This window comes from Pseudomonas lurida, assembly GCF_002563895.1.
GTDB lineage: Bacteria > Pseudomonadota > Gammaproteobacteria > Pseudomonadales > Pseudomonadaceae > Aquipseudomonas > Aquipseudomonas lurida.
Genome location: NZ_PDJB01000001.1, coordinates 4,694,561 through 4,712,238, shown reverse-complemented (window position 1 = coordinate 4,712,238; position 17,678 = coordinate 4,694,561). Strand labels below are relative to the sequence as shown.

The 17,678-nt window shown below is 60.4% G+C and carries 16 protein-coding genes; 9 read left to right on the top strand and 7 right to left on the bottom strand.

Features of this window, described 5'->3' with window-relative positions; all coding sequences use genetic code 11:
* Positions 1 to 5 precede the first annotated feature (5 nt).
* Positions 6 to 899 (bottom strand): DMT family transporter, encoded by an 894-nt coding sequence (locus ATH90_RS21300; protein ID WP_164403606.1) that lies wholly within the window; start codon positions 897 to 899, stop codon positions 6 to 8.
* 160 nt (positions 900 to 1,059) lie between these two features.
* On the opposite strand from ATH90_RS21300, the gene ATH90_RS21295 reads away from it, so the two are divergent.
* Positions 1,060 to 2,484 carry an aminotransferase-like domain-containing protein gene (locus ATH90_RS21295; protein WP_034108230.1) on the top strand — a complete coding sequence of 475 codons (1,425 nt, stop codon included), beginning with the start codon at positions 1,060 to 1,062 and terminating at the stop codon, positions 2,482 to 2,484.
* A 111-nt stretch (positions 2,485 to 2,595) separates the two neighbouring features.
* Here ATH90_RS21295 and ppsR read toward each other — a convergent pair whose 3' ends face one another.
* Positions 2,596 to 3,414, bottom strand: a complete 819-nt coding sequence (gene ppsR, locus ATH90_RS21290; RefSeq protein ID WP_003230310.1) for a posphoenolpyruvate synthetase regulatory kinase/phosphorylase PpsR — start codon at positions 3,412 to 3,414, stop codon at positions 2,596 to 2,598.
* Positions 3,415 to 3,592: 178 nt separating this feature from the next.
* Between ppsR and ppsA the strand changes: the two genes are divergently transcribed.
* The 8 genes from ppsA to ATH90_RS21250 all read left to right on the top strand — a co-directional run bounded on the left by ppsA (position 3,593) and on the right by ATH90_RS21250 (position 11,689).
* A complete protein-coding gene (ppsA, locus tag ATH90_RS21285; RefSeq protein WP_034108228.1) occupies positions 3,593 to 5,968 on the top strand; it encodes a phosphoenolpyruvate synthase in 2,376 nt (791 codons plus the stop codon).
* Between the two features lie 106 nt (positions 5,969 to 6,074).
* A complete protein-coding gene (locus ATH90_RS21280; protein WP_034108227.1) occupies positions 6,075 to 7,064 on the top strand; it encodes an alpha/beta fold hydrolase in 990 nt (329 codons plus the stop codon).
* Between the two features lie 188 nt (positions 7,065 to 7,252).
* On the top strand, positions 7,253 to 7,744 hold the full coding sequence (rraA, locus tag ATH90_RS21275) for a ribonuclease E activity regulator RraA (RefSeq protein ID WP_010208490.1): 492 nt from the start codon (positions 7,253 to 7,255) through the stop codon (positions 7,742 to 7,744).
* A gap of 24 nt (positions 7,745 to 7,768) precedes the next feature.
* Positions 7,769 to 8,764, top strand: coding sequence for a zinc transporter ZntB (locus ATH90_RS21270; protein ID WP_034108226.1), 996 nt, complete (start codon positions 7,769 to 7,771; stop codon positions 8,762 to 8,764).
* Positions 8,765 to 8,850: 86 nt separating this feature from the next.
* On the top strand, positions 8,851 to 9,096 hold the full coding sequence (locus ATH90_RS21265) for a hypothetical protein (RefSeq protein ID WP_025854229.1): 246 nt from the start codon (positions 8,851 to 8,853) through the stop codon (positions 9,094 to 9,096).
* Between the two features lie 2 nt (positions 9,097 to 9,098).
* Entirely contained in the window at positions 9,099 to 9,923 is an 825-nt protein-coding gene (locus ATH90_RS21260; protein ID WP_003175519.1) for a mechanosensitive ion channel family protein, read from the top strand.
* A gap of 87 nt (positions 9,924 to 10,010) precedes the next feature.
* A complete protein-coding gene (gene sigX, locus ATH90_RS21255; protein WP_010208495.1) occupies positions 10,011 to 10,601 on the top strand; it encodes an RNA polymerase sigma factor SigX in 591 nt (196 codons plus the stop codon).
* Positions 10,602 to 10,708: 107 nt separating this feature from the next.
* Positions 10,709 to 11,689, top strand: coding sequence for an OmpA family protein (locus ATH90_RS21250; protein WP_015885346.1), 981 nt, complete (start codon positions 10,709 to 10,711; stop codon positions 11,687 to 11,689).
* A gap of 60 nt (positions 11,690 to 11,749) precedes the next feature.
* Here the strand turns inward: ATH90_RS21250 and cobA are convergent, their stop codons facing one another.
* The 5 genes from cobA to ATH90_RS21225 all read right to left on the bottom strand — a co-directional run bounded on the left by cobA (position 11,750) and on the right by ATH90_RS21225 (position 17,444).
* Positions 11,750 to 12,493: a uroporphyrinogen-III C-methyltransferase gene (gene cobA, locus ATH90_RS21245; protein WP_098467207.1), complete on the bottom strand. Its 744-nt coding sequence runs from the start codon at positions 12,491 to 12,493 to the stop codon at positions 11,750 to 11,752.
* A gap of 26 nt (positions 12,494 to 12,519) precedes the next feature.
* A complete protein-coding gene (locus ATH90_RS21240) occupies positions 12,520 to 14,190 on the bottom strand; it encodes a bifunctional protein-serine/threonine kinase/phosphatase (RefSeq protein ID WP_098467206.1) in 1,671 nt (556 codons plus the stop codon).
* Positions 14,190 to 15,401, bottom strand: a complete 1,212-nt coding sequence (locus tag ATH90_RS21235) for a nitrate/nitrite transporter (RefSeq protein ID WP_098467205.1) — start codon at positions 15,399 to 15,401, stop codon at positions 14,190 to 14,192. The genes ATH90_RS21240 and ATH90_RS21235 overlap by 1 nt, the downstream gene beginning before the upstream one ends.
* A gap of 227 nt (positions 15,402 to 15,628) precedes the next feature.
* The gene (locus tag ATH90_RS21230; RefSeq protein ID WP_034108222.1) at positions 15,629 to 16,204 is read right to left on the bottom strand and encodes an ANTAR domain-containing response regulator; all 576 of its coding nucleotides are present in this window, start codon (positions 16,202 to 16,204) and stop codon (positions 15,629 to 15,631) included.
* Positions 16,205 to 16,217: 13 nt separating this feature from the next.
* Positions 16,218 to 17,444 (bottom strand): CmpA/NrtA family ABC transporter substrate-binding protein, encoded by a 1,227-nt coding sequence (locus tag ATH90_RS21225; RefSeq protein WP_034108220.1) that lies wholly within the window; start codon positions 17,442 to 17,444, stop codon positions 16,218 to 16,220.
* Positions 17,445 to 17,678: the final 234 nt, after the last annotated feature.

The window sequence follows — 17,678 nt, the reverse complement described above, 5'->3', positions numbered from 1 at the left end:
AAGGGTCAATTTTTCTTGGCCAGGAGTTTTTCAACCGGCAACTTGGTGATCGCAAAGCCGGCCAGCAGGACGGCCGAGTACAGCATCAGGTCGCGGGAAATCGACACGCCTTCGTACCAGGCGCCAATGATGACCGCGAACACTGGGAAGATGATGAACACGAATGACAGGATGATCGGGCTCAGGCGCTTGAGCAGCATGAAGTACACGATGAACCCGCCCACCGAGGCCACCAGCCCGAGGTAGAACAAGGCACCCCACGAACGCAGGGTGATGGCGTCGAAGGTCGGTGTTTCAAACCATAGCCCGGCGACGAACAGCATCAGCCCGGCGATGCCGATGGGCAGGGTGTTGTAGGTGATCACACTGATGGCGCTGCCTTTCTGCTTGGTAATGACGTAGCACAAGGCATGCATGATCGCGGCGGTCAGGATCGCCAGTACGCCAAGGAACTCGGCGTGGTCCAGGTGCAGGCCCTGGCTCTTGATGATCATGTAGAGGCTGCCGAAACCGATGCCGATGCCGACCACCTGGGAAAAATAGATGCGCTCGCGCAGGAACAGCGCGGAAAAAATCAGGATGAACACCGGCATGCAGCTGAACAGCAGCGCGGTCAGGCCGGACGATACGTGCATCTCGCCATAGTTGAGCAGGTAGTAGGGCACGCTGAAGTAGGACAGGGTCACGAACACGAAGAACCATCGGCTCTCGCGGGGAAACAGGATGGGCTCGCGGCGCACCATGGCAAAGCACAGGAACAGCGGGAAGGCGATGAGGAAGCGCAGGCCGGCGGACGTCAGTGGCGGCACGCTCTCCACGGCAATCTTGATCCCAAGCCACGTGGTGCCCCAACTCAGGCATACGATCAGGAACATCACGCTGGTGATCAGCCCGGCCAGCCACTGTTTTTGGGTTTTTGTCTTGGCGGTGTTTTCGAGAACGGCGGACATTGGCATCGTTTATTGCTTCCCTGAGCCGGAATTGAACTCTATATTGAGCTTGTAATGAGTTGTAAAATTCGGCGATTGAACCCGTAAAAGCACACTATTAGGGCGAAAGATGGCTGTCAAAACAAATATTGACATGGTGTCAATTATGCGTGAGGGGTTGTCCAACGGGCAGGGCGTGAAGTACAAGCGCCTGTCCGATGTCATGGAACGGGGCATCCTCGAAGGCTTGATTGAACCGGGAAGAAAACTGCCGCCCCATCGGGTGCTTTCCGACAACCTGGGTGTGACGATCGGCACCATCAGCCGTGCCTACGGCGAACTGGAACGCCTGGGGTTGGTTGTGGCACGGGTCGGTGACGGCACTTTCGTGCGCAAGCGTGGGATGGAGCGCCAGCGCGATGAGGGTTTTCGCAACTTCAGCGAGGAACCGCGCCAGTACTTCGACATGAGCCGAAACATGCACATCCCGGGGCAGGAGACCGTGTTCCTGGCCCAGAGCTTCCAAACCCTGTCGACCAATGCCAAGTTCCTCCAGGACATCAGTGCCTACACCCCGGACGCCGGCTTGCCACGCTACCGTGAAGCGGGCGCACAATGGCTGGTGCAGCGTGACTTTCATCCGATTCCCGAGCAGGTCATCTGCGTCAACGGCGGCCAGCACGGCTTGCTGTGCTCGATGATGGCGCTGTTGCGGGCGGGCGATACGGTGGTCACCGAACAACTGACTTACCCTGGCCTCATTACGGCCGCGCGCATGCTGGGGATTCGCTTGATCGGCCTGGAGATGGACGAGGAAGGCGTGCTGCCGAGCGCACTGGACGAAGTCTGTCGTAACCACCGGATTTCAGCCTTGTATTGCACGCCGACAATTCAGAACCCGACCACCGCCGTGCTTTCAGTGGCGCGTCGCGAAGCGTTGGTCAAAGTCTGTCGCGAACACAATCTGCTGATTCTTGAAGACGAAGCCCACGGTGTACTGGTGGAAGACCGGCCGCCGCCCCTCAGCCATTTCGCACCTGAACGTACGATTTTGATCAGCAGCCTGAGCAAGGCGGTGTCTGCCGGGTTGCGCGTGGGCTATGTGCATGCGCCGCCCGCGCTCGTCAGTCGCATTTCGGCAGCGCTGCGTTCGACCTGCTGGATGGCCACGCCTGTCACCCTTGAACTGGCCACCCAGTGGATCGAAAACGGTACGGCGGAATACCTGCTGCGCCAGCAGATCAACGAGATCAGCCGGCGCAAGGCCCTGGTGCGCGACCTGCTGGCGGGCCTGGAATACCGCACCCATCTCAACAGCCCGCATTTCTGGATTGAAGTGCCGGAGCCCTGGCGCGCATCGGAAATCGAGGCGGAGCTCAAGCAAAACAACTACCTGATTGCCACCGCCGAAGCCTTTGCCGTGGGGCAGACGGCGGTGCCGCAGTTCATTCGGGCGAGTATCTGCAATACGTCGGGGGATGATCAGTTGTTGCGGGCGGGCTTCGATGCGTTGGCGACGGCGTTGGGGCAGGGCGGGGGCAGGTTCCACTTGTAGGCAGGTTTACCGCGTTGGCGTTCTTCGCGAGCCAGCCCGCGCCCACACTTGATAGGCAAGCCCCTGTGGGAGCGCGCAGGCCCGCGAAGGGGCCAGTTCAAGCAACAGGCACTACTTGAACCTGCGCTCCACGCCTTTCTCCACCAGGATCTTCGCCGAAATCTCTTCCACCGAAAAATGCGTGGAATTGATGTGCGCAATATTTTCGCGACGGAACAGATTTTCCACTTCACGCACTTCGAACTCGCACTGGGCATAGCTCGAATAGCGGCTATTGGGCTTGCGCTCATTGCGGATCGCCGTCAGCCGGTCCGGGTCGATGGTCAGGCCGAACAGCTTGTGCGAGTGCGCGCGCAGGGCGGCCGGGAGCGTCAAGTGCTCCATGTCGTCCTCGGTCAGCGGGTAGTTGGCCGCGCGGATACCGAATTGCATGGCCATGTACAGGCAGGTGGGCGTTTTGCCGCAGCGTGACACGCCCACCAGGATCAGGTCGGCCTTGTCATAGTAGTGGGTGCGGGCGCCATCGTCGTTGTCGAGGGCGAAGTTCACCGCCTCGATACGCTCCATATAGTTGGAGTTATGGCCAATGGAATGGGACTTTCCGACCGAATAGGAGGAGTGTTCACTCAACTCCTGCTCCAGGGGTGCCAGGAACGTCGAGAAAATGTCGATCATGAAACCATTCGACGTCGCGAGAATCTCACGAATGTCTTGATTGACGATGGTGTCGAAAATGATCGGCCGACAACCGTCTTTTTCAGCCGCCAGATTGATTTGTTGTACCATGGCCCGCGCTTTATCCACGCTGTCGATATAAGGCCGCGTGAATTTGGCGAAGGTAATGTTTTCGAACTGCGCGAGCAGGCTTTGACCCAGTGTTTCGGCTGTGATGCCGGTGCCGTCGGAGATAAAGAAAGCAGATCGTTTCATTTGAGCCCTGGGCCTTAAGCTGATGGCGAATCTTGGATATGATAGGCGCGATTTTGCCGTCCCGCAGTGGGCCGCATTCTCACTTATTTTCCAGGTCCAGGCCACAAGCGCTGGTGAACGCTCCTACTGAGCAGCCGGCGTCCTGAGCTTTTCCAACACAGAAAGTGGAGAGATCACCTTGGTAGAGTACGTAGTTTCCCTCGATAAGCTCGGCGTCCATGATGTAGAGCACGTGGGGGGCAAGAACGCATCCCTCGGCGAGATGATCAGTAATCTTGCAGGCGCTGGTGTGTCGGTGCCCGGTGGTTTCGCCACCACGGCCCAGGCTTACCGCGATTTCCTCGAACTGAGCGGCCTCAACGCTCAGATCCACGCCGCGCTGGACGCCCTGGACGTCGATGACGTCAACGCCTTGGCCAAGACCGGTGCCCAGATCCGTCAATGGATCATGGAAGCCGAGTTCCCCGAGAAGCTCAACGAAGAAATCCGTACCGCCTTCGCCACCCTGTCGGCCGGCAATCCAGACATGGCCGTCGCCGTGCGCTCCTCGGCCACCGCCGAAGACTTGCCGGATGCCTCCTTTGCCGGCCAGCAAGAAACCTTCCTGAACATCCGCGGCGTGGAAAACGTGATCCGCGCGGCCAAGGAAGTCTTCGCCTCGCTGTTTAACGACCGTGCGATTTCCTACCGCGTGCACCAGGGCTTCGACCACAAGCTGGTGGCCTTGTCTGCCGGTGTGCAGCGTATGGTGCGTTCGGAAACCGGCACCGCCGGCGTGATGTTCACCCTCGATACCGAATCGGGCTTTCGTGACGTGGTGTTTATCACCGGCGCCTACGGCCTGGGCGAGACCGTCGTACAAGGCGCGGTCAACCCCGACGAATTCTATGTACACAAGGGCACCCTCGAAGCGGGTCGCCCGGCCATCCTGCGCCGTAACCTGGGCAGCAAGGCCATCAAGATGATCTACGGCGACGAGGCCAAGGCCGGTCGCTCGGTTAAAACCGTTGACGTCGACAAGGCCGAGCGCGCGCGTTTCTGCCTGACCGACGCCGAAGTCAGCGAGCTGGCCAAGCAAGCGATGATCATCGAAAAGCACTACAAGTGCCCGATGGACATCGAATGGGCCAAGGACGGTGACGACGGCAAGCTGTACATCGTGCAGGCCCGTCCGGAAACCGTGAAGAGCCGGACTTCGGCCAATGTCATGGAGCGCTACCTGCTCAAGGAAACCGGCACTGTGCTGGTTGAAGGCCGTGCCATCGGCCAGCGCATCGGCGCGGGCAAGGTGCGGATCATCAAGGACGTGTCCGAAATGGACAAAGTCCAGCCCGGCGACGTACTGGTCTCCGACATGACCGACCCGGATTGGGAACCGGTGATGAAGCGCGCCAGCGCCATCGTCACCAACCGTGGCGGGCGGACCTGCCACGCGGCGATCATCGCCCGTGAACTGGGGATTCCTGCGGTGGTGGGCTGCGGCAACGCTACCCAACTGCTCAAGGACGGCCAGGGCGTTACCGTGTCCTGTGCCGAAGGCGACACCGGCTTTATCTTCGAAGGTGAACTGGGCTTCGACATCAAGCAGAACTCCATCGATGCCATGCCGGACCTGCCGTTCAAGATCATGATGAACGTCGGCAACCCGGACCGCGCCTTCGACTTTGCCCAGTTGCCGAACGCCGGCGTGGGCTTGGCCCGCCTGGAGTTCATCATCAACCGCATGATCGGCGTGCACCCCAAGGCCCTGTTGAACTACGACGGCCTGCCGCTGGACATCAAGGAAAGCGTCGACAAGCGCATCGCCGGCTACAACGACCCGGTGGGCTTCTACGTCGAGAAGCTGGTAGAAGGCATCAGCACCCTGGCAGCGGCGTTCTACCCGAAAAAGGTCATCGTGCGCCTGTCGGACTTCAAGTCCAACGAATACGCCAACCTGATCGGCGGCAAGCTCTACGAACCTGAAGAAGAAAACCCGATGCTGGGCTTCCGTGGTGCCTCGCGTTACATCAGCGAAGCATTTCGTGACTGCTTCGAACTCGAATGCCGCGCCCTCAAGCGCGTGCGCAACGAGATGGGCCTGACCAACGTCGAGATCATGGTGCCGTTCGTGCGCACCCTGGGCGAGGCAAGCCAAGTGGTCGACCTGCTGGCTGAAAACGGCCTGTCCCGTGGCGAAAACGGCCTGCGCGTGATCATGATGTGTGAGTTGCCGTCCAACGCCATCCTGGCCGAGGAATTCCTGGAGTTCTTCGACGGCTTCTCCATCGGCTCCAACGACCTGACCCAGCTGACCCTGGGCCTGGACCGCGACTCCGGGATCATCGCCCACCTGTTCGATGAGCGAAATCCTGCGGTCAAGAAGCTGCTGGCCAATGCCATCCAGGCCTGTAACAAGGCCGGCAAGTACATCGGTATCTGTGGCCAAGGCCCTTCCGACCACCCTGACCTGGCCAAATGGCTGATGGAACAGGGCATCGAAAGCGTCTCGCTGAACCCCGACTCCGTGCTGGAAACCTGGTTCTTCCTGGCGGAAGGCCAAGCGCCCGCCTAAGGTCGTGACGTCAAAAGTGCCGGTCACCTGTCGAGGGTGACCGGCATTCTTATCTGTGCAGGGCGGGACTCCTTCCGGACGCCGCCCTTTTTTGTGCAAGAGCATTATGCAAAGCAGCAGCAACCTGTTTCCCGTCGCCCTGATCAGCGCTGAACGTCGTGGCGACCTGAGTGAAGATGTCTACCGCCTCAAACCCGGTAACAGCCCCGACGGCACCGTCGAGCTGGCGGTTACCCGTCTGGGCCTGGCCGATGTCCCGGAAAACCGGGGCATACCGGTTATTTTGTTGCATGGCAGTTTTTCCAACCGGCGCTTCTGGTATTCGCCCAAGGGGATTGGCCTGGGCGCCTACCTGGCGCGCCAGGGGTTTGATGTGTGGATCCCGGAAATGCGCGGGCATGGCTTGTCCAAGCGCAATCATGACTACGCCCGCAATCGGGTCGCTGACTATGCGCGCTATGACTTGCCGGCCATCGGCGCGTTTGTGCGTGAGCAAAGCCGGCAGATCCCCCATTGGATCGGCCATTCCCTGGGCGGCACGACTCTGGCGGCAGCCCTGGGTGGCCAGCACCTGGGCGCACCGGCAGTGGCTTCGGTGGCCTTGTTTGGGTGCCAGGTCAGCCGCACTCACTGGCCGTTGAAACTGCCACCGGTGGAGTGGACCGGCCGCCTGCTCTTGAAGCGTTTCGGTGAATTGTCCGGCCCGCGGCTCAAGCGGGGGCCGGAAGACGAGCCCGCGGGTGTGTTGATCGAGGCCATGCGTTGGAATGGCCTGCTAGGGCGCTTTGGCGAAGGTAAAAACGACTGGTGGAAAGGCCTGGCAGGCGTCGATGTGCCGTTGTTGGCGGTCAGTGCTGCCGGCGACCGCCAGGACCCCGACTGGGCGTGTCGCAAGCTGTTCGAGCAAGTCGGGTCAGAGCACCGTCAGTATGTGTGCCTGGGCCGCCAGCAAGGGTTTACCGAGGATTTCGGGCACGTGGAAATGCTTGTCAGCAAATCCGCGCAGGCCGAAGTGTGGCCACTGGTGGAACAATGGTTGAAAGATCCGCTCACCCCTGTGGTTGGCGCGCAGGCCGAGGTGCTGGCCACGGTTTGAGGCAGCGCTCTGCCAAGGGCGTTTCACTCGTGTGTGGTTGCGGCTAAGATATGACGCGTTAAACGCTTCTGGTCATATTCAGTCGCGCAGTGGCTATTGCGTTGCGGCGAAGCGGATGGGATGTTTCGCACCTGCTTGGGCTGGCGCTTCTTTCGAAAGACACTTCTTTGACAGAAAGGAATTTTTCAATGAACCATTACGTGACCCCCGACCTGTGCGACGCCTATCCGGACCTGGTGCAGGTGCTTGAGCCGATGTTCAGCAACTTCGGTGGCCGAGATTCCTTCGGTGGCGAGATTGTCACCATCAAATGCTTCGAAGATAACTCCCTGGTCAAGGAGCAAGCCGACCAGCCTGGCGCCGGCAAGGTGCTGGTGGTCGACGGTGGCGGCTCCCTGCGCCGCGCGCTGCTGGGCGACATGATCGCCGAGAAAGCCGCGAAAAACGGCTGGGAAGGCCTGGTGATCTACGGTTGCATCCGCGATGTGGACGTCATTGCCCAGACCGACCTCGGCGTGCAGGCGCTGGCCAGCCATCCGATGAAGACCGACAAGCGCGGCATCGGCGACCTGAACGTGGTGGTCACCTTTGCCGGTGTGACGTTCCGCCCGGGGGAGTACATCTACGCCGACAACAATGGCGTGATCGTGTCGCCCAGCCCGCTGAAAATGCCTGAATAAACCGCAATAATCGATGGGGTAAGGATGTTCGAGGAAGAAAACGCGCAATGGGGGCTGGTGCATGCCCTGGTGCTGGACGGTAAAGGCGGTGCGCGTTCGATTGCCCGGACAGAGCTCGACGACTTGCAGCTGCAGCCCCAGGAAAGCCTGTGGCTGCATTGGGATCGCAGTCACCCGCAAACCCAGACCTGGCTGCGCAAATCCAGCGGCTTGAGCGAATTCGCGTGTGACCTGCTGCTGGAGGAGAACACCCGGCCGCGCCTGTTGCCGCTGCCGGACTCGGAACTGTTGCTGTTCCTGCGTGGCGTCAACCTCAACCCTGGGGCTGAGCCCGAAGACATGGTTTCGGTGCGTATCTTCGCCGCGGCCAGCCGGGTGATTTCCCTGCGTTTGCGCCCGCTGCGCGCGACCGACGAGTTGCTCGTGCAACTGGCGGATGGCAAGGGGCCAAAGACCGCGTCTGAACTCATCCTTTATATGGCGCAGTACCTGACCAATAAAGTGCAGGATCTGGTCAGCGACCTGTCTGAAATCGTCGATATAGAGGAAGAAAAACTGGATACCGACGAACGGTATACTCCCGAACATGGCAGTGTCTTGCAGATCCGTCGACGAGCGGCAGGGCTGAAGCGTTTCCTAGCCCCGCAGCGGGATATTTTTGCCCAGCTCACGCGGATCAAATTGCCCTGGTTCTGTGACGACGATGCTGACTACTGGAACGAATTGAACAACAGCCTCACCCGCTATCTGGAAGAGCTCGAATTGACCCGAGAGCGCGTGGGGCTTGTGCTGGAGGCCGAAGACCGACGCCTGAGCGTACGCATGAACCGCACCATGTACCGCTTCGGGATCATCACCGGGATCTTCCTGCCCATGAGTTTTCTCACCGGGCTGCTGGGCATAAATGTGGGCGGGATTCCGTTCTCTTCCAGCCCCTACGGATTCCTGGTGGCGTGCTTGTTGATGGCCTCTGTTGCCCTTGGGCAGTGGTGGCTTTTTCGACGATTGCGCTGGGTTTGAGCTGAATATGACCTGAACGTAGGAAGGGTCCTATGTGACCCCAAGAATTTTACCCTCGTCTTTTAAAACACTTGCGAGAGGTCTTTATGCACGATCCGTTCGAACAGTCTTTGCGTGACATGCTCAATGCCTCGCCGTCCAACCGCGACGACGATGCCTGCCTGGGCCGCGTGTTGAAAACCGCCAACCGCCAGGTCGGGGCGGGTGACCTGTTCGGGCTGCTCGGTCGCTGGGTGCCGGCGTTGATGATGGCCCTGAACAACGGTTCGGCCCACGTATCGCCGGTTTCCCGTCGTAAACCTCTTGCTCGCACTGCTGATAAGGCTGATTGAATATGGAACTTGATCTCTGGACCCAGAGCCTGGTCACCGCGATGACCGCATTGTGGACCAAGGTGGCGAATTTCATTCCCAACCTGTTTGGTGCCCTGGTACTGGTGTTGCTGGGTTTTGTCGTGGCGAAACTGCTCGACACTCTGCTGTCCAAATTGCTCGCCAAACTGGGCCTTGACCGGCTGATGGCGGGCACCGGCCTGACCAAGCTGCTGGGGCGTGCCGGGCTGCAGGTACCGATCTCGACATTGATCGGCAAGATCGTTTATTGGTTTGTTTTGCTGATTTTTCTGGTTTCTGCGGCTCAATCCCTTGGACTCGAGCGAGTTTCAGCTACGCTCGACATGCTGGCGCTGTATTTGCCGAAGGTTTTTGGCGGCGCGCTGGTACTGCTGGTCGGTGTGTTGCTGGCGCAATTGGCCAACGGGCTGGTGCGCGGCGCCGCCGAAGGCGTGGGGCTGGACTATGCCGCCGGCCTGGGACGAATTGCCCAGGGACTGGTCATCATCATCAGTATTTCGGTCGCGATCAGCCAGTTGGAGGTCAAGACTGACCTGCTCAACCACGTTATTGTGATCGTTTTGATTACCGTTGGTCTGGCCGTTGCGCTGGCCATGGGGTTGGGAAGCCGGGAAATTGCCGGTCAGATTCTTGCGGGAATCTATGTGCGTGAGCTTTATCAAGTAGGGCAACAGGTGCGTGTAGGCGAGGTCGAAGGGCAAATCGAGGAGATCGGCACAGTCAAGACGACAGTGCTGACCGATGACGGCGACCTGGTGTCGCTGTCCAACCGGATTCTCCTGGAGCAGCAGGTCAGTAGCCGCTAAACCGGCAAACCCTGCTAATGTACGCCGCCGCTGGCCCAGCTGATCGGGCCGTGGCGGACATTGACCTGACTGTCGGCACGACTTGTTTTGAATAAAGCCCAAACGCTGTCCACGCGCTATGACCCCCGTGAGCTCTCTGATGAGGAGTTGGTCGCGCGCTCGCACACGGAGCTGTTTCACGTAACTCGCGCGTACGAAGAATTGATGCGCAGGTATCAACGCACTCTGTTCAACGTTTGTTCAAGGTATTTAGGGAACGATAGAGATGCGGATGATGTCTGTCAGGAAGTGATGCTCAAGGTCCTGTACGGCCTGAAGAACTTCGAGGGCAAATCGAAGTTCAAGACATGGCTGTACAGCATCACGTACAACGAGTGCATCACGCAGTATCGGAAGGAACGGCGAAAGCGTCGCTTGATGGACGCGTTGAGTCTTGACCCCCTTGAGGAGGCGTCTGAAGAAAAGGCGCCGGCACCCGAGGAGAAGGGCGGACTTGATCGCTGGTTGGTGTATGTGAACCCGATTGACCGGGAAATTCTGGTGCTACGATTTGTCGCAGAGCTGGAATTTCAGGAAATCGCTGACATCATGCACATGGGTTTGAGTGCTACAAAAATGCGTTACAAACGTGCTCTTGATAAATTACGTGAGAAATTTGCGGGCGAGACTGAAACTTAGTGCGTGGCAAATATCTCTTACGTGTAGGCAAGTTCTGTTAGACTTGTCGCCGAGTTGTCCCCCGGTTTGTGGGACTGCTTTACAATCACCAGATGGGGATTTAACGGATGAAACTGAAAAACACCTTGGGCTTGGCCATTGGTTCTCTTATTGCCGCTACTTCTTTCGGCGTTCTGGCACAAGGCCAAGGCGCAGTTGAAGGCGAGCTGTTCTACAAGAAGCAGTACAACGATAGCGTCAAGCACATCGAAGACGGCTTCAATCCTGGCGCTCGCATCGGTTACTTCCTGACCGACGATCTGTCCTTGAACCTGTCCTACGACAAGACCAACCACACCCGTTCGAACGACGGTACTGGTAACCAGAAGATCAAAGGCGATACCGGCAGCCTGGTTGCCCAGTATCACTTCGGTCAAGCTGGCGTAGACAGCCTGCGTCCATACGTAGAAGGCGGTTTCGGTCACCAGAGCCGTACCAACGTTCAGGCTGACGGCCACAGCGGTCGCGACCAGACCACTTTCGCTACCGTTGGTACTGGCGTGAAGTACTACTTCACCAACAACCTGTACGCTCGTGCCGGTGTTGAAGCTGACTACGGTCTGGACAACGGCAAGTGGGACTACTCCGCACTGGTCGGCCTGGGCGTGAACTTCGGCGGTAACGCTGGCGCAGCTGCTCCAGCTCCTACCCCAGCACCAGCTCCAGAGCCAACTCCAGAGCCAGAAGCTCCAGTTGCTCAGGTTGTTCGTGTTGAGCTGGACGTTAAGTTCGACTTCGACAAGTCGGTTGTTAAGCCTAACAGCTACGGCGACGTGAAAAACCTGGCCGACTTCATGGCTCAGTACCCAGCTACCAACGTAGAAGTTGCTGGTCACACTGACTCCGTAGGTCCAGACGCTTACAACCAGAAGCTGTCCCAGCGTCGTGCTGACGCTGTTAAGCAAGTCCTGGTTAAAGACGGCGTTGCTCCTAGCCGCATCACCGCAGTAGGTTACGGCGAATCCCGCCCAGTTGCTGACAACGCAACTGAAGCTGGTCGTGCTGTTAACCGTCGCGTAGAAGCGTCGGTAGAAGCTCAAGCTCAGTAATTACTGAGTGGTAGAAAAAAGCCCGGCTTAGGCCGGGCTTTTTTTCGCCTGCGATTTACCTCAGGCGCTGGCTGCCGCAGTGACATAAGCGGCTTGCTCAGCGGCGGCGACCTTGCCGATTACCAGAATGGCCGGGCTCTTCAGCGCAAATGCCTGCGCCGCTTCATGCATATGCGACAGTTGACTGCGGCACTCGCGTTGCTGGGGCAGCGATGCATTTTCGATCATCGCCACGGGCATATCCGCTGCCATCCCGCCTTCCAACAATTGCTGGCGGATCTCCTCAAGTTTTGCCACACCCATGTAAATAACCAGTGTCGTCCCCCCTTCGGCCAGCGCACGCCAGTTCAGGCTGCTGTCATCCTGGGTGTGTGCCGTCACCAGCGTCACGCCACGGCTGACGCCGCGCAATGTCAGCGGAATCGCACAGTTCGTCGCCCCCGCCAGCCCCGCTGTGATCCCATTGACCAGTTCCACTTCGACGCCGCGTTCGCGCAGCCACGTTGCCTCTTCACCACCCCGCCCGAAAATGCACGGGTCGCCGCCCTTGAGCCGCACCACGCATTTGCCCTGGCGTGAGTAGCGCAACATCAGGCGATGGATAAAGTCCTGCGGCGTCGACCGGCAACCGCCGCGTTTACCCACGGTAATCACTCGCGCGCCAACGCAGTGTTCCAGCACTGCCGGGTTGACCAGGTCATCGATCAGCACCACATCGGCTTCGCGCATGGCGCGCACGGCCTTGAGGGTCAACAGCTCCGGGTCGCCGGGACCTGCGCCTACCAGCCAGACTTTTGCATTCATAAAGGGTTCCTCGTCCAGGGATGACGTCAGCGGTGAAAGAGTGAGTACAACAGCACCAGGTTGATCAGCATCGATAGCAGTCCCAGGGTGCGCCAGACCTTCAAGGGTTCACGCTCCAGCAACGGCCTGGCGCGGATACTCAGTTCTTGGCGGTCCGCGTGTTCGAGCACGCGCAGCCATTCTTCGGCGGTTTCGTAACGGTCGGCTGGCTCAGCCGCCACGGCCCGCTCCAGGCTGAGGGGCAGCCAATCCGGCAGGTCGGGGCGGTAGCGGCTGGCGCTGACAGGCTGGGTAAACCGGGGCCGTTGAAAGGCTTCGATCTCACCGTAGGGATAGTGCCCGGTCAGCAGGTAATACAGGCTGACGCCAACGCTGTATAAATCCTGCTGGGGCGTGGGGCGGTCGCCGTTGAACGCCTCCGGTGCGATAAAGCTTGGCGTGCCCGGCAGTGCGTGGGCGTGGTCTTGCGACAGGCCCGGGCAGTACGCCAGGCCGAAGTCCAGAACGCGCAGTTCGCCGTCGTCACCCAGCAGCAGGTTTTCCGGCTTGATATCGCGGTGCAGGATCTGCCGCCGATGCAGCATGCCCACTGCACGCAGCAAACGTTCGGCTATCAACTGCCATTGCGCCAGGGGCAAGGGGCCTTGATGCTGAAACAGTTCGGCCAGGGTTTGGCCGGAATATTCCCGCATCACGTAGTACAAATGCTGGCGCCCGTTGCCGGAATGGACTTCAGGAAATGCCCGCCCGGCGACTCGCCGCAAGAACCACTCCTCCGACAGCAAGGCCTGGCCAGCATCGCGGTCATCGTCGCGGCTCAAGGGTAGGGTTTTTAGCAGCCAGCGCTGCTGCTGGGCATCTCGCACCCGGTACAGTAACGATTGCCGGCTTTGCGCCAATACGCTTTCCACCTGCCAGCCTTCAAAGTGTTGGCCGGCTTTCAGCAGGGGCGGCAGTGGCCATTGTTGCAACTGCACCAGGGCATCGCCCAGGGTTGCCGCGCCAAGGGTGTCAACGCGTACCAGCAGGGCGCTGGCATTGTCCTGGCTGCCAGCCAGGTGGGCGGCGTTCACCAGGGTGTTGACGGCCAGCTCCAGGTCCGTTTGTTCGCGCAGAATCGCCTGAATACTGTGATCGCCCAGGGTTGCCCAAACGCCATCACTGAGCAGCAGGAAACATTCGCCTTCGCGCAACTGGCCGTCGAGAAAGTCCAGCACCAAGTGTTGATCCAGGCCGAGCGCACGCTTGAGCACATGCTGCATGCCCGGCTGTTCCCATACGTGGTCCTCGCTGATGCGTTGCAGTTCGCCGTCCAGCCAGCGGTAAACCCGGCAATCGCCGACGTGCGCCAGGGTAAAGCGCTGGCCGCGAAACACCAGGGCGCTGAGGGTTGTCAGCAAGGGCTGGCCACCGCCGTTGGCTTGCAACCAGCGATTCTGGGCCAGCAACAGACGCTCCAGGGCCTGGGCCACGCCCCAGGTTTGCGGCGTGGCGTAGTAATCCAGGGCCAGCGCCTGCAAGGTCGAGCGCGCGGCCAAGCCACCGTCGGCGCACTGGCTCACGCCATCGGCGATGGCGCACAGGTGGCCTTTGCTCGCCGCCAGTTCGGCCACGGGCGTTACCACCCGCAGCGCGTCCTGGTTTTCCGCGCGTGGCCCGATGGCACTGGCGTGGGCGATGCTCAGTTGCAGGCTCATCAGACCCGCGCAGCCGTCACGGCAGCCGAGCCCCAGGTGGTTCTCCAGCGACGCTTCACGCCATGCAGGCCGAACCAGGCCAGCACGCCCAGGCTGGCGAACAGCCACAACGCCATCTGATAGCTGCCGGTGCTTTGTTTGATCGCGCCCATGCCCGCGGCCAGGGCAAAGCCGCCAATGCCGCCGGCCATGCCGATCAGGCCGGTCATCACGCCGATTTCTCGACGGAAGCGCTGCGGCACCAGTTGGAACACTGCGCCATTACCCGCACCCAGGCCGAGCATCGTGCAAACGAACAGGGCCAGCGCCGCGTATGAACTTGGTAGGTTGAAGCCCACTGCCGCAATGCAGATTGCCGCCACGCTGTACATGCCCAGCAGGGTGCGAATCCCACCGAAGCGGTCTGCCAGGGCGCCACCGAGTGGGCGCATCAGGCTGCCGCCGAACACGCAGGCGGCGGTGTAGTAGCCGGCAGTTACCGGGCTCAGGCCATACTGGTCGTTGAAGTAACCGGGCAGCGCGCTTGCCAGGCCGATGAAGCCGCCGAAGGTCACGCTGTAGAAAAACATGAACCACCAGCTGTCACGGTCGCCCAGCGCCTTGAAGTAGTCGGCCATGGACTTGGCCTTGGGCCGTTTAGGGGCATTGCGCGCCAGCCAGGCAAACACGATCAGGGTCAGCACCAGCGGGATCAATGCAAAGCCGAAGACGTTGCTCCAGCCGAATGCGGCCGCCAGCACAGGCGCCAGCAACGCGGCGAACACGGTGCCCGAGTTGCCCGCGCCAGCGATGCCCATGGCCTTGCCCTGGTGCTCGGCCGGGTACCATTGGGAAGCCAGCGGCAGTGCAACCGCGAAGGAAGCGCCGGCCATGCCGAGGAACACGCCCAACAGCAGGGCTTGTTCGTAACTGTGGATGCCCAGTTTCCAGGCGCCGAACAAGGCGCAGATCACAATCACCTGGCCGATCAGGCCGGCGGTCTTGGGCGACAGTTTGTCTGCCAGCATGCCCATCAGGAAGCGCAGCACCGCACCCGCGAGGATGGGTGTCGCCACCACCAGGCCGCGTTGTTGGGTGGTCAGGTGCAGGTCGGCGGCAATCTGCACCGCCAAGGGGCCCAGCAGGTACCAGACCATGAAGCTCAGGTCGAAATACAGGAACGCGGCAAACAGGGTCGGGGTGTGCCCGGATTTCCAGAAGCTTGATTTCATCACGCACCTCAACGGTTGGGAGTCTTGTAAGAAGGCCTGGTGATGGAACAGCCGGCTAAGGCCGCCCCACCGGCCCCGTCTCCGGGGCCAAAACGAAAAAACGCCGCCACCGGGTTCGCGAGGGCAAACCGGGTGTGCGACGTCTTTGTCGTGGAGGGGCAACCGCCGTTGGCTACCTGTGATGTTTACTTAGCAAGAGCTGCGCCAAGAGCAATCGCTGAGCCCGATCAGCCCAGCAACTCACTCATGGCGATAATCTGCTCCGCCACCTGGATCAGCTTCTGCTGACGGCTCATGGCCTGGCGGCGCATCAGGGTATAGGCCTCTTCCTCGTTGCAGTCTTTCATTTTCATCAACATGCCCTTGGCCAACTCGATGCGCTTGCGCTCGGCCAGTTGCTGGTCGCGCGCGTGGAGTTGGGCGCGCAAGGCCTGGTCGCTTTCAAAGCGGGCCATGGCCACGTCGAGGATCGGCTGCAGGCGCTGGGCCTGGATGCCTTCGACGATGTAGGCGCTGACGCCGGACTTGATCGCCTGGCGCATTACGTTCGGGTCGTGCTCGTCGGTAAACATCACAATGGGACGGGGTTGGTCGCGGCTGACCAAGACCACTTGCTCCATCACATCGCGGCCCGGTGACTCGGTATCGATCAGGATGACGTCCGGGCGCACCGTTTCGACGCGCGCGGGTAGGTCAATGGTCAGGCCGGACTCATCGATCACCTCAAAACCGGCCTCGATCAGCGCCGCCCTGAGGCGGCCGACCTTGCGCGGGGTGTCGTTGATCAACAGGATTCGCAGCATCGGGGGCCTCCTGTCAGCGCAAGGCGTGGCGGCTGGAAGGTTCTGCCATGGCATGCAGGCGGAAGCTGCGCGCATAGCCGGTGGGGTCGGCGCCGTCCCAGACCTTGCCGTCGATCAACTGACTGCTGCGCATGTCATGGCCGTTGTCGGCAATGCCCAGCGCCTTGGCCGCTTCACGGTAGAGCGCCAGTTGCTGCACCTGGCGGGCAATGCCCAGGTAGTCGGGATCCTCACGCAACAGGCCCCAGCGCCGGAACTGGGTCATGAACCACATGCCGTCGGAAAGGTAGGGCAGGTTCACCTCGCCACCGGCGAAAAAACGCAGGGCGTGGGGATCTTGCCACTGGTTGCCCAGGCCGTCGTCATAGGCGCCCAGCAGTCGTGGTTCGATGCAGTCGAGTGGAGCGTCAAGGTACTCGCGCCCACTGAGCAGTTGGGCGGTGGAGCGGCGGTTTTCGCTGCTCTCTTCGATAAACCGGCTGGCCTCCAGGATAGCCATCACCAGCACGCGCGCGGTGTTGGGGTACTGTTCGACAAACGCCTGGGTGCAGCCGAGCACCTTTTCCGGATGGTCCGGCCAGATCGCCTGGCTCGTCGCCAAGGTAAACCCTTGGTTCTGCTTCACCGCGCTGGCGCACCAGGGTTCGCCGACGCAAAAGCCATCGATACGCCCAGCTTGCAGGTGCGCAACCATTTGCGGCGGCGGGACCACCACGCTGTCCACATCGTGCAAGGGATGAATGCCTTGGCTCGCCAGCCAGTAATACAACCACATGGCGTGGGTGCCTGTGGGAAAGGTCTGGGCGAAGGTCAGTTTTGTTCGGCTTTGGTGCACGTGGCGATCCAGCGCCTCAGGAGTGATCACGCCTTGCTGTTGCAAACCGTGGGACAGGTTGATGCTCTGGCCGTTCTGGTTAAGCCCCATCAGTACGGCCATGTCGGTGGGCGCGACGCCGCCGATGCCCAGGTGCACCGCATAGATCAACCCGTACAGGCTGTGGGCGGCGTCCAGTTCGCCGCTGACCAGTTTGTCGCGCAGGTTGGCCCAGGATGATTGGCGCTTGAGATTGAGCGTCAGGCCGTAGGGTTGGGCGAAGCCCTGGGTGGCCGCCACCACCATCGAGGCGCAGTCGCTCAAGGCCATGAAACCCAGGTCGAGGCTGCTTTTTTCCGGGGCATCACTGCCATTGACCCAGGCCAGCGGGTCGTTCATCGGGCTGTCGCCTGCCGAATCGTTCATCAACACCTACCTTTTCATTCAAAAAAAAGCGTCGTTCCCGCAGATGGCGATGCAAGCCAGTGTGGGTAACGACGCCTTTGTCCGTAAGCTCGCTCCGCCGTTGGCGCGGGCTCTGATACAGACTTCATAGCAAGGCACATGCCACGGGGGTGAAGGTTGAGTCGGTCGTCAACTTTCCATCAAGATTCAAACCAGGCGGCCTTTCAGTATGGCGGCACTCTCTAGCCAGACCGC

What these genes read in the sequence shown, in the direction of transcription:
- ppsR (WP_003230310.1), bottom strand. Translation starts at nt 3,414, where the DNA reads ATGAAACGATCTGCTTTCTTTATCTCCGACGGCACCGGCATCACAGCC.
- ATH90_RS21240 (WP_098467206.1), bottom strand. Translation starts at nt 14,190, where the DNA reads ATGAGCCTGCAACTGAGCATCGCCCACGCCAGTGCCATCGGGCCACGC.
- rraA (WP_010208490.1), top strand. Translation starts at nt 7,253, where the DNA reads ATGAACCATTACGTGACCCCCGACCTGTGCGACGCCTATCCGGACCTG.
- ATH90_RS21295 (WP_034108230.1), top strand. Translation starts at nt 1,060, where the DNA reads ATGGCTGTCAAAACAAATATTGACATGGTGTCAATTATGCGTGAGGGG.
- ATH90_RS21230 (WP_034108222.1), bottom strand. Translation starts at nt 16,204, where the DNA reads ATGCTGCGAATCCTGTTGATCAACGACACCCCGCGCAAGGTCGGCCGC.
- cobA (WP_098467207.1), bottom strand. Translation starts at nt 12,493, where the DNA reads ATGAATGCAAAAGTCTGGCTGGTAGGCGCAGGTCCCGGCGACCCGGAG.
- ATH90_RS21270 (WP_034108226.1), top strand. Translation starts at nt 7,769, where the DNA reads ATGTTCGAGGAAGAAAACGCGCAATGGGGGCTGGTGCATGCCCTGGTG.
- ATH90_RS21265 (WP_025854229.1), top strand. Translation starts at nt 8,851, where the DNA reads ATGCACGATCCGTTCGAACAGTCTTTGCGTGACATGCTCAATGCCTCG.
- ATH90_RS21235 (WP_098467205.1), bottom strand. Translation starts at nt 15,401, where the DNA reads ATGAAATCAAGCTTCTGGAAATCCGGGCACACCCCGACCCTGTTTGCC.
- ATH90_RS21260 (WP_003175519.1), top strand. Translation starts at nt 9,099, where the DNA reads ATGGAACTTGATCTCTGGACCCAGAGCCTGGTCACCGCGATGACCGCA.
- ATH90_RS21250 (WP_015885346.1), top strand. Translation starts at nt 10,709, where the DNA reads ATGAAACTGAAAAACACCTTGGGCTTGGCCATTGGTTCTCTTATTGCC.
- ATH90_RS21225 (WP_034108220.1), bottom strand. Translation starts at nt 17,444, where the DNA reads ATGAACGATTCGGCAGGCGACAGCCCGATGAACGACCCGCTGGCCTGG.
- ATH90_RS21280 (WP_034108227.1), top strand. Translation starts at nt 6,075, where the DNA reads ATGCAAAGCAGCAGCAACCTGTTTCCCGTCGCCCTGATCAGCGCTGAA.